General features: G+C 43.7%; 25 protein-coding genes. All 25 read left to right on the top strand.

All coding sequences use genetic code 11. The features are described from left to right. The first annotated feature begins 2 nt into the window (after window positions 1-2). The 25 genes from engA to aroA all read left to right on the top strand — a co-directional run bounded on the left by engA (window position 3) and on the right by aroA (window position 23,553). Window positions 3-1,313 (top strand): ribosome-associated GTPase EngA, encoded by a 1,311-nt coding sequence (gene engA / locus NSU16_RS11265; protein WP_010334750.1) that lies wholly within the window; start codon window positions 3-5, stop codon window positions 1,311-1,313. Window positions 1,314-1,330: 17 nt separating this feature from the next. Further along, window positions 1,331-2,368: an NAD(P)H-dependent glycerol-3-phosphate dehydrogenase gene (locus tag NSU16_RS11260; protein ID WP_339190859.1), complete on the top strand. Its 1,038-nt coding sequence runs from the start codon at window positions 1,331-1,333 to the stop codon at window positions 2,366-2,368. Window positions 2,369-2,705: 337 nt separating this feature from the next. Next, entirely contained in the window at window positions 2,706-2,909 is a 204-nt protein-coding gene (locus tag NSU16_RS11255) for a DUF2768 domain-containing protein (RefSeq protein WP_024121873.1), read from the top strand. A gap of 21 nt (window positions 2,910-2,930) precedes the next feature. Further along, on the top strand, window positions 2,931-3,665 hold the full coding sequence (locus NSU16_RS11250; RefSeq protein WP_339190858.1) for a hypothetical protein: 735 nt from the start codon (window positions 2,931-2,933) through the stop codon (window positions 3,663-3,665). A 182-nt stretch (window positions 3,666-3,847) separates the two neighbouring features. Next, window positions 3,848-5,326: a stage IV sporulation protein A gene (gene spoIVA, locus NSU16_RS11245; protein WP_010334746.1), complete on the top strand. Its 1,479-nt coding sequence runs from the start codon at window positions 3,848-3,850 to the stop codon at window positions 5,324-5,326. Window positions 5,327-5,696: 370 nt separating this feature from the next. Next, complete coding sequence (gene hbs / locus NSU16_RS11240) at window positions 5,697-5,975, top strand: non-specific DNA-binding protein Hbs (protein ID WP_003153447.1); 279 nt, start codon at window positions 5,697-5,699, stop codon at window positions 5,973-5,975. Between the two features lie 174 nt (window positions 5,976-6,149). Then, window positions 6,150-6,722, top strand: a complete 573-nt coding sequence (folE, locus tag NSU16_RS11235) for a GTP cyclohydrolase I FolE (protein ID WP_010334745.1) — start codon at window positions 6,150-6,152, stop codon at window positions 6,720-6,722. Between the two features lie 21 nt (window positions 6,723-6,743). Then, a complete protein-coding gene (gene mtrB / locus NSU16_RS11230) occupies window positions 6,744-6,971 on the top strand; it encodes a trp RNA-binding attenuation protein MtrB (protein ID WP_024121871.1) in 228 nt (75 codons plus the stop codon). A 166-nt stretch (window positions 6,972-7,137) separates the two neighbouring features. Next, window positions 7,138-7,893: a heptaprenyl diphosphate synthase component 1 gene (gene hepS, locus NSU16_RS11225; RefSeq protein WP_268449435.1), complete on the top strand. Its 756-nt coding sequence runs from the start codon at window positions 7,138-7,140 to the stop codon at window positions 7,891-7,893. 5 nt (window positions 7,894-7,898) lie between these two features. Next, window positions 7,899-8,600 carry a demethylmenaquinone methyltransferase gene (gene menG / locus NSU16_RS11220; RefSeq protein WP_029441346.1) on the top strand — a complete coding sequence of 234 codons (702 nt, stop codon included), beginning with the start codon at window positions 7,899-7,901 and terminating at the stop codon, window positions 8,598-8,600. A gap of 24 nt (window positions 8,601-8,624) precedes the next feature. Then, the gene (hepT, locus tag NSU16_RS11215) at window positions 8,625-9,587 is read left to right on the top strand and encodes a heptaprenyl diphosphate synthase component II (RefSeq protein WP_024121868.1); all 963 of its coding nucleotides are present in this window, start codon (window positions 8,625-8,627) and stop codon (window positions 9,585-9,587) included. A gap of 115 nt (window positions 9,588-9,702) precedes the next feature. After that, the gene (gene ndk, locus NSU16_RS11210; protein WP_168748134.1) at window positions 9,703-10,152 is read left to right on the top strand and encodes a nucleoside-diphosphate kinase; all 450 of its coding nucleotides are present in this window, start codon (window positions 9,703-9,705) and stop codon (window positions 10,150-10,152) included. A gap of 226 nt (window positions 10,153-10,378) precedes the next feature. Further along, window positions 10,379-11,149, top strand: coding sequence for a protein-glutamate O-methyltransferase (locus NSU16_RS11205; RefSeq protein ID WP_339190854.1), 771 nt, complete (start codon window positions 10,379-10,381; stop codon window positions 11,147-11,149). A gap of 74 nt (window positions 11,150-11,223) precedes the next feature. Beyond that, window positions 11,224-12,396, top strand: a complete 1,173-nt coding sequence (gene aroC / locus NSU16_RS11200; RefSeq protein WP_268449433.1) for a chorismate synthase — start codon at window positions 11,224-11,226, stop codon at window positions 12,394-12,396. Further along, entirely contained in the window at window positions 12,396-13,484 is a 1,089-nt protein-coding gene (gene aroB / locus NSU16_RS11195; protein WP_168748132.1) for a 3-dehydroquinate synthase, read from the top strand. Before aroC ends, aroB begins: the two co-directional genes overlap by 1 nt. Continuing rightward, entirely contained in the window at window positions 13,481-13,864 is a 384-nt protein-coding gene (gene aroH / locus NSU16_RS11190) for a chorismate mutase (protein WP_339190850.1), read from the top strand. The genes aroB and aroH overlap by 4 nt, the downstream gene beginning before the upstream one ends. A gap of 216 nt (window positions 13,865-14,080) precedes the next feature. Next, window positions 14,081-15,628 carry an anthranilate synthase component I gene (gene trpE, locus NSU16_RS11185; protein WP_339190847.1) on the top strand — a complete coding sequence of 516 codons (1,548 nt, stop codon included), beginning with the start codon at window positions 14,081-14,083 and terminating at the stop codon, window positions 15,626-15,628. After that, on the top strand, window positions 15,600-16,616 hold the full coding sequence (trpD, locus tag NSU16_RS11180; protein WP_339190844.1) for an anthranilate phosphoribosyltransferase: 1,017 nt from the start codon (window positions 15,600-15,602) through the stop codon (window positions 16,614-16,616). The genes trpE and trpD overlap by 29 nt, the downstream gene beginning before the upstream one ends. Then, the gene (trpC, locus tag NSU16_RS11175) at window positions 16,609-17,361 is read left to right on the top strand and encodes an indole-3-glycerol phosphate synthase TrpC (RefSeq protein ID WP_168748129.1); all 753 of its coding nucleotides are present in this window, start codon (window positions 16,609-16,611) and stop codon (window positions 17,359-17,361) included. The genes trpD and trpC overlap by 8 nt, the downstream gene beginning before the upstream one ends. A gap of 4 nt (window positions 17,362-17,365) precedes the next feature. Beyond that, window positions 17,366-18,019 carry a phosphoribosylanthranilate isomerase gene (locus NSU16_RS11170; protein ID WP_168748128.1) on the top strand — a complete coding sequence of 218 codons (654 nt, stop codon included), beginning with the start codon at window positions 17,366-17,368 and terminating at the stop codon, window positions 18,017-18,019. Then, the gene (trpB, locus tag NSU16_RS11165) at window positions 18,000-19,202 is read left to right on the top strand and encodes a tryptophan synthase subunit beta (RefSeq protein WP_339190843.1); all 1,203 of its coding nucleotides are present in this window, start codon (window positions 18,000-18,002) and stop codon (window positions 19,200-19,202) included. Before NSU16_RS11170 ends, trpB begins: the two co-directional genes overlap by 20 nt. Next, window positions 19,195-19,998 carry a tryptophan synthase subunit alpha gene (gene trpA, locus NSU16_RS11160; protein WP_010334730.1) on the top strand — a complete coding sequence of 268 codons (804 nt, stop codon included), beginning with the start codon at window positions 19,195-19,197 and terminating at the stop codon, window positions 19,996-19,998. The genes trpB and trpA overlap by 8 nt, the downstream gene beginning before the upstream one ends. A gap of 11 nt (window positions 19,999-20,009) precedes the next feature. Then, window positions 20,010-21,092, top strand: a complete 1,083-nt coding sequence (hisC, locus tag NSU16_RS11155) for a histidinol-phosphate transaminase (RefSeq protein ID WP_286058379.1) — start codon at window positions 20,010-20,012, stop codon at window positions 21,090-21,092. A 47-nt stretch (window positions 21,093-21,139) separates the two neighbouring features. Next, window positions 21,140-22,255, top strand: coding sequence for a prephenate dehydrogenase (locus NSU16_RS11150; RefSeq protein WP_029441341.1), 1,116 nt, complete (start codon window positions 21,140-21,142; stop codon window positions 22,253-22,255). Between the two features lie 11 nt (window positions 22,256-22,266). Then, window positions 22,267-23,553: a 3-phosphoshikimate 1-carboxyvinyltransferase gene (aroA, locus tag NSU16_RS11145; RefSeq protein WP_339190839.1), complete on the top strand. Its 1,287-nt coding sequence runs from the start codon at window positions 22,267-22,269 to the stop codon at window positions 23,551-23,553. Window positions 23,554-23,651 lie beyond the last annotated feature (98 nt).

Here is a 23,651-nt window from a genome sequence, read left to right as displayed (position 1 = left end):
CTATGGGTAAACCTGTCGTAGCCATTGTCGGGAGACCGAATGTAGGAAAATCCACAATCTTTAATCGGATTGCGGGTGAGAGAATTTCAATAGTAGAAGATACCCCTGGAGTGACAAGGGATCGGATATACAGCTCGGCTGAATGGCTGAATTATGATTTTAATTTGATTGATACGGGCGGTATTGATATCGGTGATGAGCCGTTTCTAACACAGATACGCGAGCAGGCTGAAATCGCCATGGATGAAGCGGATGTCATTATTTTTATGGTGAATGGCCGTGAAGGTGTGACAGCTGCTGATGAAGAAGTAGCGAAAATTTTGTACCGCACGAAAAAGCCTGTTGTTTTAGCGGTAAATAAACTGGATAACACAGAAATGAGAGCGAATATTTATGATTTTTATTCGTTGGGCTTTGGTGAACCTTATCCGGTTTCAGGAACACACGGGCTGGGACTCGGTGATTTATTGGATGCCGCAGCAGAGCATTTCAAAAACATCCCTGAAACAAAATACGATGATGAAGTCGTTCAATTTTGCCTAATCGGACGCCCGAATGTAGGGAAGTCTTCTCTGGTAAACGCGATTCTTGGCGAAGATCGTGTCATTGTGAGTAACGTGGCGGGAACGACTAGAGATGCCGTTGATACAACATTTACTTATAACCAGCAAGATTTTGTCATTGTAGACACTGCCGGCATGAGAAAAAAAGGTAAAGTATATGAAACGACTGAAAAGTACAGCGTGCTGCGGGCACTGAAAGCCATCGACCGCTCTGAAGTTGTTGCGGTGGTGCTTGACGGTGAGGAAGGCATTATCGAACAGGACAAGCGCATCGCGGGATACGCACATGAAGCAGGCAAGGCTGTCGTGATCGTAGTGAATAAATGGGATGCTGTTGATAAAGATGAGAGCACGATGAAAGAATTTGAACAAAATATCCGCGATCATTTTCAATTCCTTGACTATGCACCGATTCTGTTCATGTCAGCATTAACGACAAAACGGATTCATACGCTAATGCCTGCAATCATTAAAGCGAGTGAAAATCACTCACTTCGTGTCCAGACGAATGTCTTAAATGACATCATTATGGATGCTGTAGCAATGAACCCGACACCAACTCATAACGGGTCGCGCTTGAAAATTTATTATGCGACTCAAGTTGCGGTGAAGCCGCCGAGTTTTGTTGTGTTTGTAAACGATCCGGAACTGATGCATTTTTCATACGAACGATTTTTAGAAAACCGAATCAGAGACGCGTTCGGTTTTGAGGGTACACCAATCAAAATATTTGCAAGAGCTAGAAAATAAAAAGGTGTGAAGCAAATATGAAAAGAGTCACAATGCTTGGAGCGGGAAGCTGGGGAACGGCACTGGCTTTAGTGTTAGCTGATAACAACCATGATGTGAGAATGTGGGGGCATCGTGCGGAGCTGATCCAACAAATAAATGATCTGCACGAAAATAAGGATTATTTGCCGGATGTCAAGCTTCCTGAATCGATTCAGGCAACAACGGAAATCGGGGAGGCTGTTACAGACGCAGATTTCATCATAGTTGCTGTTCCAACCAAAGCGATTCGGGAAGTATTGAGACAGGCAGTGCCTTTTATGACGAAAAAAGCAGTCTTTGTTCATGTGAGTAAGGGGATAGAACCGGATTCACTCCTGCGCATTTCTGAAATTATGGAAATTGAGCTCCCGAGTGATGTCAGAAAGGACATTGTTGTGCTCTCCGGGCCGAGCCATGCTGAAGAAGTAGGACTCCGGCATCCGACAACCGTCACTTCCTCTTCAAAGAGCATGCAGGCTGCAGAAGAGGTGCAGGATCTATTTATAAATCACAATTTTCGGGTGTACACAAATCCTGATATTATCGGTGTAGAAATCGGAGGCGCCCTGAAAAATATTATCGCCCTTGCTGCTGGCATCACAGACGGCTTAGGATACGGCGATAATGCCAAGGCTGCTTTGATTACGCGTGGTCTTGCTGAAATTGCGAGACTCGGCACAAAAATGGGCGGCAATCCGCTAACGTTTTCCGGTTTGACAGGTGTCGGCGACCTGATTGTTACGTGCACAAGTGTTCACTCCAGAAACTGGCGTGCCGGCAATTTACTCGGAAAACGGTACAAGCTTGAGGACGTTCTTGATGAAATGGGAATGGTCGTTGAGGGAGTGCGCACGACAAAAGCGGCTTACCAGCTTTCAGAAAAATATCAGGTGCAAATGCCGATTACAGAAGCCCTCCATCAAGTCCTATTTAATGGACAAAAGGTAGAAACCGCTGTTGAATCCTTAATGGCGAGAGGGAAAACCCACGAGATGGAGGACTTGGTGAATACATTTGATAACCAAGTAAAATAAAAGTGGCAACGGAATAAAAGTCCGCATATTCTAATTGCACGAAAGCCCGAAACACAGAAGAATACCCAGACCTTGGGATCTCCTGAAACATTTTGCCGATTTAGGCAAGAGAGGATGCATCTGTATGCAACGTCGCATACTATAGCATCGAAGTCCAAGAGAGTGTTTCTTAAACGTAGGTGAATATAGTCAACTTGACTGAAGCAAAGTCCCCCTCTTTGCTTCAGTTTTTTTTATTCTATCAAAGGATGGAAAATCTGGTTGATCTTTTCAAGCCCTGTATATTAAAATAAAATATAACGCTTACAAAACAAATGTCGGAGGGGGCGCGGTTTATTTGAGTCTGGCATTGATCAAAATGTGGTTTGCTCTTGGTTCCATGGGGCTGATGTTTCTGGCCGTAGCATGCATCTATTTAAGCCGTTTTAAATGCCGAAACCGTTTTCTGAAGATTGCGGTTTCATCGTTTGCTTACATGTGTGTATTGATTTCAGGAATTATTGTATTTGTGGTGGTATTCAGCGGCCCTGTTAATGAATAAAGCTGTAAAAGGAAGTGCTGTATGGTTAAACTGAAGTGCGCTATGCTCTTTGTAGCAGTGATTTTCTTATCAGGATGTTTATATCCACATGAGCGGAAAAGCAGTGTACAAGCCACTCCATATCAGGACCAATTAAAGCTGGTTCAATCTGCCGTTGATGAATTTCAAAAGGCAAACGGAGGACTGCTACCGATTCAAACAAAAGATATGTCAACACCGCTTTATCAAAAATATCCGATAGATTTTAACCGTTTAGCGCCGAGATATATGGCCGAACCTCCAAGCACGGCATATGAAAGCGGCGGAGACTATCAATACGTGCTTGTCGATGTAGAGGACAATCCGACTGTTAAACTGATTGATGTAAAGATGGCTGAAAAAATACGTGATATCAAATTGCGCGTTCAAATGTACCGTCAAGAACATAAATATCCGCCATATCAGGATGTATTAGCGCGGGACTTGTTTACACTTGATGGGAAAAAACTAGGGGAGGCTGACTCTCTTTCTGTCACAAGCCCAATCTCAGGAAATTCCCTGCCGCTTATGATTGACGGAGACGGAGAAATTTATGCTGACTATCGGACAGAGCTCGTTTCCTGTCTCAAAAAAAGCAAAAAAACGTTTAAACCCGGCACGGAAATACAGGACATGATATGGGAAGAGACGCCTTTCGTCCCCGCATTTTCAGTGAAATATACCGTTAATGACAAACAAGAACCTGTTTTTTTAGAAAATGATATAAAAAAGGAATGAACCTTTCTCCCTTGCATACAAATAGGGAGAAAGGTTTTCTTATACTTTAATAGATTAAGGATGGAAAATTTTCTAAAGATGTCATATTGAAATAGGACAACGTCATACACATATAGTGTCCTGTGTTTGATTGAAAAAGGTTAATAAAATTGATAAGGATAGGAAGTCCGGGAGGGGATCACTTGGAAAAGGTCGATATTTTCAAGGATATCGCTGAACGAACAGGAGGCGATATATACTTAGGAGTCGTTGGTGCTGTCCGTACAGGGAAATCCACGTTTATTAAGAAATTTATGGAGCTTGTGGTGCTCCCGAATATCAGCAATGAAGCAGACCGGGCACGTGCGCAGGATGAACTGCCGCAAAGCGCAGCCGGAAAAACGATTATGACTACAGAGCCTAAATTTGTTCCGAATCAGGCGATGTCTGTTCATGTATCAGACGGACTCGATGTCAATATAAGATTAGTAGATTGTGTAGGCTACACAGTGCCGGGTGCAAAAGGATACGAGGATGAAAACGGCCCGCGGATGATTAATACGCCTTGGTACGAAGAACCAATCCCGTTCCATGAGGCTGCTGAAATCGGAACGCGGAAGGTGATTCAAGAGCATTCGACCATCGGAGTGGTCATTACGACAGACGGCACGATTGGTGATATCGCCAGAAGTGACTATATAGAGGCAGAAGAAAGAGTCATTGAAGAGCTGAAAGAAGTCGGAAAACCCTTTATTATGGTCATTAACTCAGTAAAACCGTATCACCCGGAAACAGAGGCGATGCGCCAGGATTTAAGCGAGAAATACGATATCCCTGTTTTGGCAATGAGTGTAGAAAGTATGCGTGAAAACGATGTACTCAATGTTCTCAGAGAGGCTCTTTATGAGTTTCCGGTGCTTGAAGTAAATGTAAATCTCCCAAGCTGGGTCATGGTGCTGAAAGAAAACCATTGGCTTCGCGAGAGTTATCAGGAGTCAGTAAAGGAAACTGTTAAGGATATTAAACGGCTCCGTGATGTCGACAGGGTTGTCGGTCAATTCAGCGAGTTTGAGTTTATTGAAAGTGCCGGATTAGCAGGGATTGAGCTCGGCCAAGGGGTTGCAGAAATTGATTTGTATGCGCCGGACCATTTATATGATCAAATCTTAAAAGAAGTGGTAGGCGTTGAAATCAGGGGCAGAGACCACTTGCTAGAGCTGATGCAGGATTTTGCCCATGCGAAAACGGAATATGACCAGGTGTCTGACGCCTTAAAAATGGTCAAACAGACGGGATACGGCATTGCAGCGCCTGCTTTAACTGACATGAGTCTGGATGAGCCGGAAATTATACGGCAAGGCTCCAGGTTTGGCGTGAGATTGAAAGCTGTCGCACCGTCAATCCATATGATCAAAGTGGATGTCGAAAGCGAATTCGCGCCGATTATCGGAACTGAAAAACAAAGCGAGGAACTGGTACGCTACTTAATGCAGGACTTTGAGGATGATCCGCTTTCAATTTGGAACTCTGACATTTTTGGCAGATCACTCAGCTCTATTGTGAGAGAAGGGATTCAGGCAAAGCTGTCACTGATGCCTGAAAACGCACGATATAAATTAAAAGAAACATTAGAAAGAATCATAAACGAAGGATCAGGCGGCTTAATCGCCATTATCCTGTAATGCGGGAAGACCTCTTTATAGAATAGGAGGTCTTTTTTCTTTGCTCTTAATATTGGAAAAGGATCAAGGAATAGGATGAAAAAAGGAAAAAAAGGAATATTTGTTCGGTAAATCACGTTAAATCCTTGACGAGCAAGGGATTGACGCTTTAAAATGCTTGATATGGCTTTTTATATGTGTTACTCTACATACAGAAATTCTTCACTCTGATGGACAAACCTTCCTTGGAGTGCAGTTTTTCTTAAAAGCCGTTTAATTGTCTTTCTCTTGCTTGTCTGATTTTTTTCTCAGGCAGGTTTAGAATCAGACTGAACTGTGAAGAAATGATAATAAACGAACTGAGTATTCCTTTTGGGAGGAGGTGAAAGGCATGAACAAAACAGAACTTATTAATGCGGTTGCGGAAGCAAGCGAATTGTCTAAAAAAGACGCGACAAAAGCAGTTGACTCTGTTTTTGATACGATCTTAGATGCACTTAAAAACGGTGATAAAATCCAACTGATCGGTTTTGGTAACTTCGAGGTGCGTGAACGTTCTGCACGTAAAGGACGCAACCCTCAAACAGGTGAAGAAATCGAAATTCCAGCAAGCAAAGTACCTGCTTTCAAACCAGGTAAAGCGCTTAAAGACGCAGTTGCCGGAAAATAATTGTGAATATAGATCGTGTATGCATCTAGCTTACATACACTATATTTCTTCACAGAAAAGCCCCTTCTTAAGGGGCTTTTCATTTTTTAGGAGCGTGTGCATTCACTTTGCTTTTAGCGGGGCATATGTGCTAGAATCGAAATTAAATGTATTCATTGGTGGAGGACACAGAACATGAAAGAAGTTAATAAAGAACAAATCGAACAAGCTGTTCGTCAAATTTTAGAAGCGATCGGAGAGGACCCAAACAGAGAAGGGCTTCTTGATACTCCGAAACGAGTCGCAAAGATGTATGCCGAAGTATTCTCCGGCTTGAATGAAGATCCTAAAGAACATTTCCAGACTATCTTCGGGGAAGACCATGAAGAGCTTGTTCTTGTAAAAGATATCGCGTTTCATTCTATGTGTGAGCATCACCTTGTTCCTTTTTACGGAAAAGCACATGTTGCATATATACCGCGGGGCGGAAAAGTCACAGGGCTCAGCAAATTGGCGCGTGCCGTTGAGGCAGTTGCAAAGCGCCCGCAGCTTCAGGAGCGCATCACTTCTACAATTGCAGAAAGCATCGTAGAAACGCTTGATCCGCATGGCGTAATGGTTGTTGTTGAAGCGGAACATATGTGCATGACAATGCGGGGCGTAAGAAAGCCGGGCGCCAAAACAGTCACTTCAGCTGTCAGAGGCATTTTCAAAGATGATGCTGCTGCACGTTCAGAAGTATTGGAACATATTAAACGCCAGGACTAATAAAGATAGAGGGTGCTATAAATGAACGAAAAGCATTCAAGCGATTTTGTCGTCATTAAGGCAATTGAGGATGGAGTGAATGTGATCGGCCTGACAAGGGGAACGGACACTAAGTTTCACCATTCCGAAAAACTCGACAAGGGAGAAGTGATCATTGCTCAGTTTACAGAGCATACTTCTGCCATTAAAGTCAGAGGAGAGGCGCTCATTCAAACCGCATACGGAGAAATGAAAAGCGAAAAAAAATAAGCTGGCTGTCCCCGCTGTTTTCAAAGCAAATGCTCTCAAACAGCGGGTGGATACAGCCAATTTGTTTTTTTTATGCTATAATGATACCTGCGTAATCTTATGACAAAATAAAACTCATACATATGATTTAGAAATAAATGTGAATTTGGGGACAAGGGTGATATTTTTGCAAGACATCTACGGAACTTTAGCCAATCTAAACACGAAAATAAAACAAAAGCTGTCTCATCCCTATTTAGCGAAGCATATTTCTGCGCCTAAGATTGATGAGGATAAGCTTCTTCTTTTTCATGCATTATTTGAGGAAGCCGACATAAAACACAATGACAGAGAAAACTATATTGTAACAGCGATGCTTGTACAAAGCGCCCTTGATACCCATGATGAAGTAACGACAGCCAGAGTCATAAAACGAGACGAAAACAAGAACCGCCAATTGACTGTTCTTGCGGGCGATTATTTCAGCGGACTGTACTATTCATTACTCTCTGAAATGAAGGATATCTATATGATTAGAACGCTCGCTACAGCAATTAAAGAAATCAATGAACATAAAATTCGTCTGTATGATCGATCCATAAAGGACGAGAACCATTTTTTCGAAAGTGTCGGCATCGTTGAATCAGCTTTATTCCATCGGGTGTCTGAACATTTCAATCTCCCGCGCTGGAAGAAGCTATCGAGTGATTTTTTTGTATATAAGCGGCTTATGAACGGAAATGATACATTTTTAGATGTGCTCGGCAGTGTTATACAGCTGGGGAAAACAAAAGAAGAGATGCTGGAAGAGTGTTTTAAAAAAGCAAAGAACAGCATTGAGTCACTTTTACCTCTAAGCTCACCTATTCAACATATTTTATTAAACCGCCTGAAAACAATCAGCCAAGATCAAACTTATCATCAGAAAGTGGAAGAAGGGTAACCATTATGCAGGACTCAAAAGAACAGCGGGTACACGGAGTATTTGAAAAAATATATAAAAACTACGACCAAATGAACTCTGTCATCAGTTTTCAGCAGCACAAAAAATGGCGTGATAAAACGATGCGCATTATGGGTGTAAAAGAAGGCGCCAAAGCTCTCGATGTTTGCTGCGGAACAGCCGACTGGACGATTGCTCTTGCAAAAGCAGCCGGCAAAACCGGTGAGATAAAGGGCTTGGATTTTAGCGAAAACATGCTGAGCGTTGGCAAACAGAAAGTAAAAGACGGCGGTTTCAGTCAAATCGAACTGCTGCACGGAAATGCAATGGAGCTCCCTTTTGATGATAATACATTTGATTATGTAACAATTGGTTTCGGACTGCGTAATGTACCTGATTATTTGACTGTACTGAAAGAAATGAGACGTGTGGTGAAGCCTGGCGGACAAGTGGTATGCCTGGAAACCTCACAGCCTGAAATGTTTGGATTTAAACAGGCTTATTTTATGTACTTTAAGTATATTATGCCGTTTTTCGGGAAGCTGTTTGCAAAGAGCTATAAAGAATACTCATGGCTCCAAGAGTCAGCCAGAGAATTCCCTGGTATGAAGGAACTGGCAGGCCTGTTTGAAGAGGCGGGTCTGAAAAATGTCAAATATCATTCGTTTACTGGCGGAGTCGCTGCCACGCATATCGGATGGAAATGAAAACACAGATGTTGGGTGAATGATATGAAATTTAAAATGGCCTACTCTTTTTTAAATGACGATATTGATGTAATTGAAAGGGAGCTTGAACAAACCGTTCGCTCCGATTATCCGCTTTTGAGCGAGGCGGGTCTTCATCTATTGCAGGCAGGAGGCAAACGGATTCGGCCTGTCTTCGTTCTGCTTTCCGGCATGTTTGGCGATTACGATATCAATAAGATTAAATATGTGGCTGTCACTCTGGAAATGATTCATATGGCATCGTTGGTTCATGATGATGTTATTGACGATGCGGAGCTTCGCCGAGGAAAGCCGACGATCAAAGCAAAATGGGATAACCGGATTGCGATGTATACAGGCGATTATATGCTTGCCGGGTCTCTTGAAATGATGACGAGAATTAATGAGCCGAAAGCTCACCGGATTTTGTCGCAGACCATTGTTGAAGTGTGTCTCGGAGAGATTGAACAAATCAAAGACAAATACAACATGGAACAGAATCTCAGAACATACCTGCGGCGGATAAAAAGAAAAACTGCGCTTCTTATCGCTGTCAGCTGCCAGCTGGGGGCTATTGCGTCCGGAGCTGAAGAAAAGATTCATAAGGCGCTCTACTGGTTTGGATATTATGTCGGGATGTCTTATCAAATTATTGATGATATTCTTGATTTTACTTCAACTGAAGAAGAACTGGGTAAACCGGTTGGAGGCGATTTGCTTCAAGGAAATGTTACATTGCCTGTCCTATATGCATTAAAAAACCCAGCTTTAAAGAATCAGCTTAAGTTAATTAACAGCGAGACGACACAAGAACAGCTTGCGCCTATTATTGAAGAAATTAAAAAAACAGATGCAATTGAAGCATCGATGGCAGTAAGCGAGATGTATTTGCAAAAAGCTTTCCAAAAGCTTAACACGCTTCCGAGAGGGCGTGCGCGTTCTTCTCTTGCAGCCATCGCAAAATATATCGGCAAAAGAAAATTTTAAATTTTTGTAGATATTAAGAAATTTCTCCGCCCCGGATTGATTAATTATCTGAAAGATGTTACGATTTCGGTGTGCAATGTGAAAGCCTATACATACATATGATGGGGTGGAGAATGTGATGGAAAAGACTTTTATCATGGTGAAACCGGACGGTGTCCAACGGCAGCTGATCGGGGAGATTTTATCTAGATTCGAACGTAAGGGCTTACAATTAGCTGGCGCAAAGCTGATGAGAGTAACCGAACAAATGGCTGAGAAACACTACGCTGAACATCAAGGGAAGCCTTTCTTTGGAGAACTTGTTGAGTTTATTACTTCCGGACCTGTTTTTGCGATGGTGTGGGAAGGCGAAAATGTCGTTGAAGTGACCAGGCAGCTGATTGGAAAAACAAACCCTAAAGAAGCATTGCCAGGCACCATTCGCGGGGATTTCGGCATGTTTGTCGGAAAAAATATTATTCACGGCTCTGATTCTCTTGAAAGCGCTGAGCGTGAGATTCATATTTTCTTTAAGGATGAAGAGTTAGTATCATATCAACAACTCATGACAGGCTGGATCTATTAATCATTGCTGAAAAAGCCGAAACTGGCATATCCATATCGCTGGTTTCGGCTTTTTTGTAAAGGTTTACATTGACTTGAATATATGGGTAAACGGCAGGGGGGCCAACCATGTCTTTACCAATTATCTGAAATCAGCTGAAAAGCTGATTTTTTTATTTGAAACAATACAATTTCCTGATAAAACAAGCTATACTAGGACAAAAGACAGCGAGACTAGGAGAGAAGAGATGAATACATACAGCGTATTTACAACCAAATGGAAGCAATTAACCGGAGTTGATTTAACTTTATACAAAGAAGCGCAAATGAAGAGAAGGCTGACATCCCTTTATGAGAAGAAAGGTTTTCAAAGCTTTAAGGATTTTGCAGCGGCATTAGAAAAGGATCAGGTGCTTTTAAATGAAACGTTAGACAGAATGACGATTAATGTTTCAGAATTTTATCGTAATTATAAAAGATGGGAAGTTCTTGAAACGGCTATTTTGCCTTTAATCAAACATTCGAAGCCTTTAAAAATATGGAGCGCGGCATGCTCTACAGGGGAGGAGCCGTATACGCTCGCAATGATTTTAGATCAGCAGAAAGGTCTCCCAGGCTATCAGATTTTGGCCACTGATATAGATGATAAAGCATTGGAAAAAGCGAAAAAAGGCGTGTATCAGGAGCGGTCTTTGCAAGAAGTGCCGTCTTCTGTGAAGGATCGTTATTTTACTCAAAACGCTGATAAGAGCTATGAAGTGAAACATGACATAAAGAAGAACATTAGGTTTCAAAAACATAATTTGCTTGCGGATCACTACGAGCAAGACTTTGATTTGATTGTGTGCCGCAATGTTTTTATTTATTTTACAGAAAACGCAAAGGAAGAACTGTATTTAAAAATGGCACATAGCTTAAAAAAGAATGGGGTTCTCTTTGTCGGCAGCACAGAGCAGATTTTTAATCCTGAGAAATTCGGCCTTTCTCCCGCGGATACATTCTTTTATCAAAAAAGATAGACTGACTTTTTACCGAAAAATATGTTATAGTAGTTTTACTTAAAAGCGTTAATGCGATGAAGGGAGAAGAAGTCATGAGATATTTAACAGCCGGTGAATCACACGGCCCCCAATTGACAACCATTATTGAAGGTGTGCCTGCGGGGCTTTACATAACTGAGGAAGATATTAACTTTGAGCTTGCCAGACGCCAGAAAGGCCATGGCCGCGGGCGCCGCATGCAGATCGAAAAGGACCAGGCGAAAATTATGAGCGGGGTGCGCCATGCCCGCACACTTGGTTCACCAATTGCTCTTGTGGTAGAAAATAACGATTGGAAACACTGGACTAAAATTATGGGTGCGGCTCCGATTACAGAAGAAGAAGAAAAGGAAATGAAACGCCAAATTTCCAGACCGAGACCGGGACACGCAGATTTAAACGGTGCGATTAAATATAACCACCGTGATATGAGAAATGTGCTTGAGCGCTCTTCAGCACGTGAAACGACCGTAAGAGTGGCGGCAGGCGCTGTCGCTAAAAAGATCCTTTCTGAACTTGGCATTAAGGTAGCGGGCCACGTATTACAGATCGGGGCAGTTAAGGCTGAAAAAACGGATTATACTTCAATTGATGACTTGAAGCGTGTGACTGAAGAGTCTCCTGTCAGATGCTACGATGAAGAAGCAGGCAAAAAAATGATGGATGCCATTGACGAAGCGAAGGCAAACGGAGATTCCATCGGCGGAATTGTGGAAGTGATTGTTGAAGGAATGCCGGTGGGCGTGGGCAGCTATGTTCATTATGACCGTAAACTGGACAGCAAGCTTGCTGCGGCAGTACTATCTATTAATGCATTTAAAGGTGTGGAATTCGGCATCGGTTTTGAAGCGGCCGGGAGAAATGGTAGCGAGGTTCATGACGAGATCATTTGGGACGAAGAAAAAGGATATACTCGTGCTACGAACAGACTTGGCGGTTTGGAAGGCGGCATGACGACAGGAATGCCAATCGTTGTCCGCGGAGTCATGAAGCCGATTCCGACATTATATAAACCGCTGAAAAGTGTGGATATTGAAACGAAAGAACCGTTTTCTGCAAGCATTGAACGTTCAGACAGCTGCGCAGTGCCAGCGGCAAGTGTAGTGGCCGAAGCTGCTGTTGCATGGGAAATTGCCAACGCTGTTGTTGAACAATTCGGCTTAGACCAAATTGACCGCATTAGAGAAAACGTGGAGAATATGAGAAAACTGTCGAGGGAATTTTAATGAGAACACTGCATGTTCAAACCGCTTCCTCTTCATATCCTGTATTTATCGGACAAGGAATCAGAAAAAAGGCTTGCGAACTATTAACCTCGCTAAACAGGCCATTCACACGCATTATGCTTGTTACCGATGAAGAAGTGGATCGCCTGTACGGTGATGAAATGCTTCACCTGCTGGAAGAAAAATGGCCTGTCAAAAAAGTGACGGTGCCGAGCGGAGAGCAGGCGAAATCAATGGATATGTATACGAAACTGCAGAGTGAAGCGATTCGATTTCATATGGATCGCTCCTCATGCATCATCGCTTTTGGAGGCGGTGTTGTAGGAGATCTTGCTGGATTTGTGGCTGCCACTTTTATGCGCGGCATCGATTTCATTCAAATGCCTACAACGCTTTTGGCGCATGACAGCGCGGTCGGAGGAAAAGTAGCGGTAAACCATCCGCTTGGGAAAAATATGATCGGCGCATTTTATCAGCCAAAAGCCGTGCTCTACGATACGGACTTCCTCCGTTCCCTTCCGGAAAAAGAGCTTCGGTCTGGGATGGCAGAAGTGATTAAACATGCTTTTATTTATGACAAAGCATTCCTGAAAGACCTGCTGGATATTCACTCACTGAACGATATTACCAGCGAGCAGCTGAATGATATGATTTTTAAAGGCATTTCGATTAAAGCGTCTGTCGTTCAGCAGGATGAAAAGGAAGAAGGAATCAGAGCCTTTCTTAACTTTGGGCATACGCTTGGCCACGCAGTTGAGGCGGAGTATGGCTACGGACAGATTACCCACGGTGATGCGGTAGCACTCGGTATGCAGTTTGCTTTATATATAAGTGAACAGGAAGCCGGCTGTGAAATGGACAGAAATCGTTTAGTCAGCTGGTTTAAGAACCTGGGCTATCCAAGCCGCATAAAAAAAGAAACGGCAACTTCCGTGCTTTTAGACCGTATGATGAATGATAAAAAAACCCGCGGCGGTATGATTCAATTCATCGTTCTCAAAGAGTTAGGAAAAGTCGCCGACCATACGTTTTCGAGAGATGAACTTGAGAGCTGGCTGAACAAATGGCGAATGGAGGAGACATCATGATGATTCGTGGAATTCGCGGAGCAACTACAGTAGAACAGGACACTGAAGAAGAAATTTTACAAAAAACCAAACAGCTGTTAGAGAAAATGATAGAAGAAAACAAAACAAAGCCGGAAGATGTTGTTCAAATGCTTCTATCGGCGACGCCTGACCTGCACTCTGTTTTTCCGGCAAAAGCTGTGCGCGAGCTTTCTGGCTGGCAGTATGTACCGGTGACATGCATGCAGGAAATGGATGTTACTGGCGGGCTGAAAAAATGTATAAGGGTCATGATGACTGTTCAGACTGATGTTCCTCAGAATCAAATCAGACATGTCTATTTGGAAAAAGCGGTCATATTAAGACCCGATTTATCATTGACAAAAAATAATGAATTGTAATACGATAGGAACAGCTTAGAAATACACAAGAGTGTGTATAAAGCTTAGTGAATGAGTTGAGTTAGAGAATAGGGTAGCAGAGAATGAGTCTAGTTGAGCTGAGACATGTATGTTTATTCTACCCAAAAGAAGCCTTTCTTTTGGGTTTATTTGTTATATTCTGATTTTCCCTCTCATGCCTTCTTCTCATTCTCCTTGCCATAAGGAGTGAGAGCAATGAATTTCCAATCAAACATTTCTGCATTTTTAGAGGACAGCATGTCCTACCGCACCATACCGATTGTGGAGACATTCACAGTTGACACACTGACACCTATCCAAATGATCGAGCAGCTGGACAGGAAGATCACTTACCTTCTAGAAAGCAAGGATGACACATCAAATTGGTCCAGATATTCGTTCATCGGCCTTCAGCCATTTCTCACGATCAAAGAACAGCAAAATGATTTTACTGCTCAAGATGAGAATGGCAGATCCCTTTACACTGGAAAAGAATTGAAAGAGGTTCTGGATTGGATGACTGCAGCATACAAAATCAAAACGCCAGAGCTTGCCATTCCCTTTGTCGGCGGAGCTGTCGGGTATTTAAGCTATAATATGATTCCGATGATTGAACCATCTGTTCCTCGCCACAGAAAGGAAACGGAATTTGAAAAGTGTATGCTGTTTGTTTGCAGCACATTAATTGCATATGATCATGAAACAAAAAACGTCCACTTTATTCAGTATGCCCGATTGAATGGACAAGAAACTGAAGCTGAAAAAATTGCTGTGTTCAATAAAAATCACCGAGAGCTCCAAGGCCTCATTGATAAGATGATGGATCAAAAAAACATCCAAGAACTGTTTCTTTCATCTGAGTCATATAAGACACCTAGTTTCGATACAGTATCTTCAAACTACGAAAAATCAGCGTTTATGGCAGATGTAGAAAAGATCAAAGAATATATAAAAGCAGGCGACATCTTTCAAGGTGTTCTGTCGCAAAAATTTGAGATTCCGATAACAGCAGATTCCTTCGAATTGTACAGAGTGCTGCGAATCGTCAATCCCTCGCCCTATATGTACTATATAAAACTCCCGGACAGAGAGATTGTCGGCAGCTCTCCGGAACGGTTAATCCATGTTCAAGACGGGCATTTGGAAATCCATCCGATTGCCGGAACAAGAAAAAGAGGCGCAGACAAAAAGGAAGATGAAAAACTCAAAATTGAGCTCATGAAAGATGAAAAAGAAAAAGCAGAGCATTATATGCTCGTTGATCTAGCTCGAAACGATATCGGCAGAGTGGCGGAGTATGGATCGGTTGCTGTGCCGGAATTCACAAAGATTGTTTCATTTTCACATGTCATGCACATCATTTCAGTCGTCACAGGAAGGCTGAAAGAGGGCGTTCACCCTGTCGATGCGCTAATGTCGGCTTTTCCCGCGGGAACTTTAACCGGGGCCCCAAAAATCCGTGCCATGCAGCTTTTAAATGAACTGGAGCCGACACCGAGGGAGACATACGGCGGCTGCATCGCCTACATCGGATTTGACGGGAATATCGACTCCTGTATTACGATCCGCACCATGAGCGTAAAAAACGGTGTGGCATCGATACAGGCTGGAGCAGGTATTGTTGCTGATTCTGAGCCGGAAGCTGAATATGAGGAAAGCTGCAACAAAGCGGGCGCACTGCTGAAAACAATTCATATTGCTGAAGACATGTTTCGTAGCAAGGGGGATGAAGCGGATGAACCAATTTCTGCAAATGTGCGTTGACGGAAAGACACTTACTGCGGTTGAAGCTGAAGCGCTTATGAATATGATGATGACAGCAGAAATGACTGTTTCTGAAATGGGTGGTATATTGTCAATCCTGGCTCATCGGGGCGAAACTGCAGAGGAGCTGGCGGGCTTTGTGAAGGCCATGCGGACACATGCCCTTACAGTAGACGGACTTCCTGATGTGGTTGACACATGCGGAACAGGCGGTGACGGCATCTCTACCTTTAACATTTCAACGGCATCGGCAATCGTTGCTTCAGCAGCAGGAGCTAAAGTTGCTAAGCACGGCAATCGCTCCGTATCTTCTAAAAGCGGAAGCGCCGACGTTCTTGAAGAGCTTGGGATTCCAATCCAAACCACACCTGAGGAAGTCAGAGTCAGCATTGAAACAAATAACATGGGATTTCTCTTTGCGCCGCTTTATCATTCGTCCATGAAACATGTAGCGGGCACAAGAAAAGAGCTCGGATTCAGAACGATTTTTAATCTGCTCGGACCGCTCAGCAATCCTTTGCAGGCGAAGCGTCAGGTGATTGGGGTCTATTCTGCTGAAAAAGCGGGATTGATGGCAAGCGCACTGGAAATGTTTCAGCCAAAGCATGTACTATTCGCAGCAAGCCGTGACGGTTTAGATGAGCTTTCGGTTACATCACCGACCGATGTGATTGAGATCAAGGATGGAGAGCGCCGGGAATATACAGTTTCACCCGAAGAATTTGGCTTCAAAAATGGCAGACTTGAAGATATACAGGTGCAGTCACCGACAGAAAGCGCTCATTTGATTCAGAATATTTTTGAAAATAAAAGCAGCCGATCAGCTTTATATATTACAGCCTTTAATGCCGGCGCTGCGATATACACGGCGGGTATTGTCGAAACACTGAAGGAAGGAACGGAGCTTGCGTTAGAAACGATTACAAGCGGAGGTGCCGCAGCGCAGCTCGACAGACTGAAACAGAAAGAGGAAGAGATCTATGCTTGAAAACATAATCAATCAAAAAAAAGAAGAAGTCAAAACTCTTATCCTGCCAGAAGAGCAGCCCTTTGAAAAACGGTCTTTTAAAGAGGCGCTGGCTGACGCAAACCGTTTTATCGGATTGATTGCCGAAGTCAAAAAAGCGTCGCCGTCAAAAGGGCTCATTAAAGAAGATTTTGTTCCTGAGCGGATTGCGAAAGACTATGAAGCTGCGCAGGCAGACGCGCTTTCTGTTTTAACTGACTTTCCGTTTTTTCAAGGGAAAAACAGGTATTTATCAGACGTGAAGCGTGCTGTTTCGATCCCTGTGCTAAGAAAAGATTTTATTATTGATTCTATTCAAGTGGAGGAATCAAAGAGAATCGGAGCAGATGCCATATTGTTAATCGGCGAAGTGCTTGATCCCGTACAGCTTCACGAGTTGTATCTCGAAGCAAAGGAAAAGGAAATGGACGTGTTAGTTGAGGTTCATGATCAAACAACGCTTGAACAAATAGTAAAGGTATTCACCCCTGATATTCTCGGTATTAATAATCGAAACTTAAAAACATTTGAAACTTCACTCGAACAGACGAAACAGATTGCATCCCTCGTTCCGAAAGAATGCTTGCTTGTCAGTGAAAGCGGCATTGGTACTCTAGAACATTTAACATTTGTTAAGGAACATGGGGCCCAAGCTGTTCTGATCGGTGAGTCATTGATGAGACAACATTCACAGCAAAAAGCAATCCATGCTTTGTATGGGGAGTGAAGAGATGAAAAAACCGGCATTAAAGTATTGCGGTATACGGTCGCTGCAGGATCTGCGGCTTGCAGCGGATTCACAGGCAGATTATCTGGGCTTTATTTTTGCTGACAGTAAACGAAAAGTATCCACTGCAGATGTGAAAAAGTGGCTGAGCCAAGTTCGCACCGGAAAACAGATTGTCGGCGTTTTTGTGAATGAAACAATGGGAACGATTGCCCGTATAGCATACGAATTGCAACTAGACGTCATCCAGCTTCACGGTGATGAGACACCGAAGGATGCTGAAGCCCTTCGCCTGCTGACACATTGTGAAATATGGAAGGCGCTCCATCATAACAGCACAGCAATTCAGGATATGGACCGCTTTAACGATTGTGTAGACGGTTTTTTGATTGACTCATCTGTAAAAGGTGCAAGAGGCGGGACAGGAGTGGCTTTTGCTTGGGAGTGTGTGCCGGAATATCAGCAGAAAGCTGAACAAACGGGGAAACGGTGCTTCATCGCAGGCGGTGTGAATCCCGACACAATCGCAGACTTATTGAAATGGAAACCGGGCGGAGTCGATCTTGCCAGCGGAATAGAAAAGAACGGACAAAAAGATGTCAACCTGATTAGGCTCTTAGAAGAAAGGATGAAACGATATGTATCCATATCCAAATGAAATAGGCAGATACGGCGATTTTGGCGGGAAGTTTGTTCCGGAAACTCTTATGCAGCCGCTAGAAGAAATTGAAAAAGCATTTAAGGAAATAAAGGATGATCCCGCTTTTCGGGAGGAATATCAGAAGCTGTTAGCGGAATATTCCGGCAGGCCGACCGCATTAACATATGCCGATCGGGTCACAGAGCATTTAGGCGGCGCTAAAATTTATTTGAAAAGAGAAGATTTAAACCATACAGGTTCTCATAAAATCAACAATGCTTTAGGCCAGGCATTGCTTGCACAAAAAATGGGCAAAACGAAAATCATTGCAGAAACAGGTGCCGGGCAGCACGGGGTAGCCGCCGCGACAGTTGCTGCAAAGTTTGGTTTTTCCTGCATTGTATTTATGGGTGAGGAGGATGTCGCCCGCCAGTCTCTGAACGTATTCCGAATGAAGCTTCTTGGAGCGGAGGTTGTGCCGGTTACAAGCGGAAACGGGACACTGAAGGATGCGACAAATGAGGCCATCCGCTATTGGGTTCAGCATTGTGAGGATCATTTTTACATGATCGGATCGGTTGTCGGGCCACACCCTTACCCGCAAATTGTCCGGGAATTTCAAAAAATGATCGGAGAGGAAGCGAAGGATCAGCTGCAAAATATTGAGGGAACGCTGCCTGATAAAGTCGTTGCCTGCGTAGGCGGCGGAAGTAATGCGATAGGCATGTTTCAGGCATTTTTAGACGAAGATGTTGAACTGATCGGTGCTGAAGCGGCAGGGAAAGGAATTGATACCCCGCTTCATGCCGCTACCATTACGAAAGGAACCATAGGCGTGATTCACGGTTCGCTCACTTACCTCATTCAAGACGGGTACGGTCAAATTATTGAGCCTTATTCAATTTCAGCAGGGCTTGACTATCCGGGAATTGGTCCGGAGCACGCCTATTTGCATAAAAGCGGCCGTGTCACATACGATTGCATAACTGATGAAGAAGCAGTAGATGCGTTAAAACTATTGTCAGAAAAAGAAGGAATCTTACCAGCGATCGAATCTGCTCATGCATTAGCGAAGGCATTCAAAATCGCAAAAGAGATGGACCGAGATCAAACTATCCTCGTCTGTTTATCAGGAAGAGGAGATAAGGATGTCAACACATTAATGAACGTATTGGAAGATGAGGTGAAAGCGGATGTTTAACATAGACCAGGCCCAGTCGGAAAAACTGTTTATTCCGTTTATTACAGCGGGTGATCCGTTGCCAGAAGTTTCAATCGAACTGGCTAAGTCTCTCCAAAAAGCGGGAGCCACGGCACTTGAGATTGGTGTAGCATACTCAGATCCGCTGGCAGACGGTCCGGTGATTCAGCGGGCTTCAAAACGGGCACTTGAAAATGGGATGAATATTGTAAAGGCGATTGAATTAGGCGGAAAAATGAAAAAAAGTGGCGTTAATATTCCTATTATCCTCTTTACGTATTATAATCCTGTGTTACAATTGAACAAAGAATACTTTTTCGCTTTACTGCGGGAAAATCATATAGACGGCCTGCTTGTTCCGGATCTGCCTTTAGAAGAAAGCGCCAGCCTTCAAGCGGAATGCAAAACCCACGAGGTAACGTATATTTCTTTAGTTGCACCGACAAGCGAAAGCCGTTTGAAGACCATTATTGAACAAGCCGAGGGCTTCGTCTACTGTGTATCTTCGTTAGGTGTGACCGGTGTCCGAAATGAGTTCAATTCATCAGCTTATCCATTTATCCGGACAGTGAAGAATCTCAGCTCTGTGCCGGTTGCTGTAGGGTTTGGTATTTCCAGCCGCGAGCAGGTGGTCAAGATGAATGAAATCTGCGACGGTGTCGTAGTGGGAAGTGCGCTCGTCAAAAAGATAGAAGAATTAAAGGATCGGCTCATCAGCATTGAGACGAGAGATCGTGCAGTGCAGGAGTTTGAAGATTACGCGAAGATGTTTGGCGGTTTGTACAGTTTAAAATGAGGTGACTGGATTTGCGTATCAAAGAACATTTAAAACAACTAAAGCCTTATCAGCCGGGAAAACCAATTGAAGCAGTAAAAGCTGAATATGGTTTGGATAAAGTCGTGAAGCTTGCATCAAACGAAAATCCGTATGGCTGTTCGGAAGCTGCAAAAGAGGCGCTTCATCATGAAATTCAACAGCTTGCGTTATATCCCGATGGGTATAGCGCCGCTTTGCGGACAAGGCTTAGTGAGCACCTCAATGTCAGCGAAACATCACTTATTTTCGGCAATGGTTCAGATGAAATCATCCAAATTTTATGCCGGGCTTTTTTAAACGACAAAACAAACACGATTGCAGCAGCCCCGACTTTTCCGCAATATAAGCATAATGCGGTGATTGAAGGCGCTGAAGTTCGTGAAATTGCCCTTCGTGCTGACGGCTCTCATGATTTAGACGGGATGCTTGAAGCGATTGACGAACAGACTCAAGTTGTTTGGATTTGCAGCCCGAACAACCCGACTGGCACTTATACAGCTGAAGGAGAATTGATTTCATTTCTGGAGCGTGTTCCTTCTCGTGTCCTCGTTGTTCTTGACGAAGCATATTATGAATATGTAACAGCTGAGGATTACCCGGAAAGCATACCGCTTTTGAATACGTATCCCAATCTTATGATATTGCGCACGTTTTCAAAGGCTTACGGTCTGGCGGCGCTTAGAGTTGGATACGGCATTGCTGACGAAAAATTGATCCGCCAAATAGAGCCGGCCAGAGAGCCGTTTAACACCAGCCGTCTTGGGCAGGCAGCAGCGATTGCAGCGCTGGACGATCAAGAATTTATCGCCTCTTGCATCGAGAAAAATCAAGCAGGCCTTCAGCAGTATTATGATTTTGCGAAAACCCACGGATTAAAGTGCTATCCTTCACAGACAAACTTTGTTTTAATAGACTTTAACCGCCCGTCTGATGAGTTGTTTCAGGCATTGCTGCAAAAAGGTTATATAGTCCGATCAGGAAATGCATTAGGATTCCCGACTTCACTCCGGATTACGATCGGGACGAAAGAGCAAAACGAGGAAATTCTTGCAACTTTAGCTGAAATTTTATAAGAGGTGATCAAGTATCACCTCTTTAGTCTATGAACAGGTGATGACGAATGAATCAAATCAAAGATACAATATTGCTCGCCGGTCTCGGATTGATAGGCGGTTCTATTGCGTTAGCCATCAAAAAAAAACATCCGGAAAAACGCATTATTGGGGTCGACATCTCAGATGAGCAGGTGGTGGCTGCTTTAAAATTAGGTGTGATAGATGAGAGTGCTGATTCGTTTATTGACGGCGCGAAAAAAGCTGCAACCGTTATTATCGCCACACCTGTTGCGCAAACGCTGCTTATGCTTGATGAACTGGCTCATTCAGGAATTAAGCATTCGCTTTTGATTACTGACGTAGGAAGCACAAAGCAAAAAGTGGTTCATTACGCCGATCAAGTGCTGCCTGCCGGCTACCAATTTGTCGGAGGGCATCCAATGGCAGGCTCGCATAAATCAGGAGTTGCTGCCGCAAAGGAATTTTTGTTTGAAAATGCGTTTTATATTTTAACCCCAGGCCATAAAACGGACAGACAAGCCGTTGATCAGTTAAAATATTTGCTGCAAGGGACGAATGCCCAATTTGTAGAAATGTCGCCTGAAGAGCATGATGGCGTAACGAGCGTGATCAGCCATTTTCCGCATATTGTTGCAGCCAGTCTTGTGCATCAGACCCATCACTCGGAAGAGCTTTATCCGCTTGTGAAGCGGTTTGCAGCCGGCGGTTTTCGGGATATTACCCGGATTGCATCAAGCAGTCCTGCAATGTGGCGTGATATTCTTTTACATAATAAAGATAAGATTTTAGATCGTTTTGATGAGTGGACTCGTGAAATTGAAACGATCCGGGCATATGTTGAGCATGGGGATGCCGAAAAACTATTCAATTATTTTAAAACGGCAAAGGACTACCGTGACGGACTGCCTCTCCGGCAGAAGGGCGCTATACCGGCATTTTATGATTTATACGTAGACGTGCCGGATCATCCTGGTGTAATTTCAGAGATAACGGCTATACTTGCTGCGGAACGCATTAGTATAACGAATATCCGCATTATTGAAACGAGAGAAGATATTAACGGAATTTTAAGGATCAGTTTTCAATCCGATGATGACCGCAAACGGGCCGAACAGTGCATAGAAGCCCGGGCGGAATATGAAACTTTTTATGCTGATTGAGGTGGAAAACAATGAAAAGAGAAAAGGTGCAGGCGTTAAACGGAGAAATACATATACCCGGTGATAAATCCATTTCTCACCGCTCTGTTATGTTTGGTGCGCTTGCGAAAGGCACAACAACTGTTAAAAATTTTCTGCCGGGAGCGGACTGTCTGAGCACCATCGATTGCTTTAGGAAGATGGGTGTTCAAATTGAGCGTAACGGCAGTGATGTAGTCATTCACGGGAAAGGGATTGATTCCCTGCGTGAGCCAGAAAGCCTGTTAGACGTCGGTAATTCAGGCACAACGATTCGTCTGATGCTCGGGATCCTTGCGGGCCGCCCTTTTTACAGCGCGGTAGCTGGGGATGAAAGCATTGCGAAGCGTCCAATGAAACGTGTAACAGAGCCCCTGAAACAAATGGGCGCTAAAATTGACGGCAGAGCCGGCGGAGAATTCACACCGCTATCAGTAAGCGGCGGTACATTAAAAGGCATTGACTATGTATCACCTGTGGCAAGCGCGCAAATTAAATCGGCTGTTTTGCTTGCCGGGTTGCAGGCTGAGGGGACTACCACCGTCACCGAGCCTCATAAATCCAGAGACCATACTGAACGGATGCTGTCTGCTTTCGGAGTGAAACTGGCAGAGGACAAGACAAGTGTTTCCATAAAAGGCGGCCAGCAGCTTACGGCTGCAGATATTTTTGTTCCCGGAGATATTTCTTCAGCGGCGTTTTTCCTTGCAGCTGGCGCAATGATTCCAAACAGCAGAATTGTACTGAAAAACGTTGGGTTAAATCCGACTCGTACCGGTATCATCGACGTGCTTCAAAACATGGGGGCAAAGCTTGAAATTATACCGTCTGTTGAGGAAAGCGCAGAGCCCTATGGAGATTTGATCATTGAAACGTCATCTCTTAAAGCGGTTGAAATTGGCGGAGATATTATTCCGCGTTTAATTGATGAGATACCTATCATTGCGCTCCTAGCGACTCAGGCGGAAGGAACAACAGTTATTAAGGATGCCGCAGAGCTTAAAGTGAAAGAAACGAACCGTATCGACACGGTTGTTTCAGAGCTTCGAAAGCTCGGTGCTGAGATTGAACCGACCGAAGATGGAATGAAGGTATACGGCAAACAAACTCTGAAAGGCGGCGCGAAAGTATCCAGTCATGGAGATCATCGGATCGGCATGATGCTGGGTATAGCTTCCTGTTTAACAGAAGAGGTAATTGAGATCGGACAGACCGACGCCATACATGTGTCATATCCAAACTTCTTTGATCATTTAAATAAGCTTTCAAACAAATCCTGAAGTTCATGCTTCAGGATTTGTTGTGCGAGTTGTTTATCAGTCATAAACTGAAGGAAAAAAACATAGCCTGTCTTATAGAGGAATATAAAAATTCAAAA

It is taken from the genome of Bacillus sp. FSL K6-1003 (genome assembly GCF_037964945.1).
GTDB classification, from domain to species: domain Bacteria; phylum Bacillota; class Bacilli; order Bacillales; family Bacillaceae; genus Bacillus; species Bacillus mojavensis.
This window is presented reverse-complemented; position numbering and strand designations above follow the sequence as displayed.

Excerpts from the sequence above, each read along its gene's own strand:
- NSU16_RS11205 (WP_339190854.1), top strand. The coding sequence starts at position 10,379 with ATGAATACATACAGCGTATTTACAACCAAATGGAAGCAATTAACCGGA.
- menG (WP_029441346.1), top strand. The coding sequence starts at position 7,899 with ATGCAGGACTCAAAAGAACAGCGGGTACACGGAGTATTTGAAAAAATA.
- trpB (WP_339190843.1), top strand. The coding sequence starts at position 18,000 with ATGTATCCATATCCAAATGAAATAGGCAGATACGGCGATTTTGGCGGG.
- folE (WP_010334745.1), top strand. The coding sequence starts at position 6,150 with ATGAAAGAAGTTAATAAAGAACAAATCGAACAAGCTGTTCGTCAAATT.
- aroA (WP_339190839.1), top strand. The coding sequence starts at position 22,267 with ATGAAAAGAGAAAAGGTGCAGGCGTTAAACGGAGAAATACATATACCC.
- trpE (WP_339190847.1), top strand. The coding sequence starts at position 14,081 with ATGAATTTCCAATCAAACATTTCTGCATTTTTAGAGGACAGCATGTCC.
- trpD (WP_339190844.1), top strand. The coding sequence starts at position 15,600 with ATGAACCAATTTCTGCAAATGTGCGTTGACGGAAAGACACTTACTGCG.
- NSU16_RS11250 (WP_339190858.1), top strand. The coding sequence starts at position 2,931 with ATGGTTAAACTGAAGTGCGCTATGCTCTTTGTAGCAGTGATTTTCTTA.
- trpA (WP_010334730.1), top strand. The coding sequence starts at position 19,195 with ATGTTTAACATAGACCAGGCCCAGTCGGAAAAACTGTTTATTCCGTTT.
- hbs (WP_003153447.1), top strand. The coding sequence starts at position 5,697 with ATGAACAAAACAGAACTTATTAATGCGGTTGCGGAAGCAAGCGAATTG.
- mtrB (WP_024121871.1), top strand. The coding sequence starts at position 6,744 with ATGAACGAAAAGCATTCAAGCGATTTTGTCGTCATTAAGGCAATTGAG.
- engA (WP_010334750.1), top strand. The coding sequence starts at position 3 with ATGGGTAAACCTGTCGTAGCCATTGTCGGGAGACCGAATGTAGGAAAA.
- aroC (WP_268449433.1), top strand. The coding sequence starts at position 11,224 with ATGAGATATTTAACAGCCGGTGAATCACACGGCCCCCAATTGACAACC.
- NSU16_RS11260 (WP_339190859.1), top strand. The coding sequence starts at position 1,331 with ATGAAAAGAGTCACAATGCTTGGAGCGGGAAGCTGGGGAACGGCACTG.
- NSU16_RS11170 (WP_168748128.1), top strand. The coding sequence starts at position 17,366 with ATGAAAAAACCGGCATTAAAGTATTGCGGTATACGGTCGCTGCAGGAT.
- trpC (WP_168748129.1), top strand. The coding sequence starts at position 16,609 with ATGCTTGAAAACATAATCAATCAAAAAAAAGAAGAAGTCAAAACTCTT.
- aroB (WP_168748132.1), top strand. The coding sequence starts at position 12,396 with ATGAGAACACTGCATGTTCAAACCGCTTCCTCTTCATATCCTGTATTT.
- aroH (WP_339190850.1), top strand. The coding sequence starts at position 13,481 with ATGATGATTCGTGGAATTCGCGGAGCAACTACAGTAGAACAGGACACT.
- hepT (WP_024121868.1), top strand. The coding sequence starts at position 8,625 with ATGAAATTTAAAATGGCCTACTCTTTTTTAAATGACGATATTGATGTA.
- NSU16_RS11150 (WP_029441341.1), top strand. The coding sequence starts at position 21,140 with ATGAATCAAATCAAAGATACAATATTGCTCGCCGGTCTCGGATTGATA.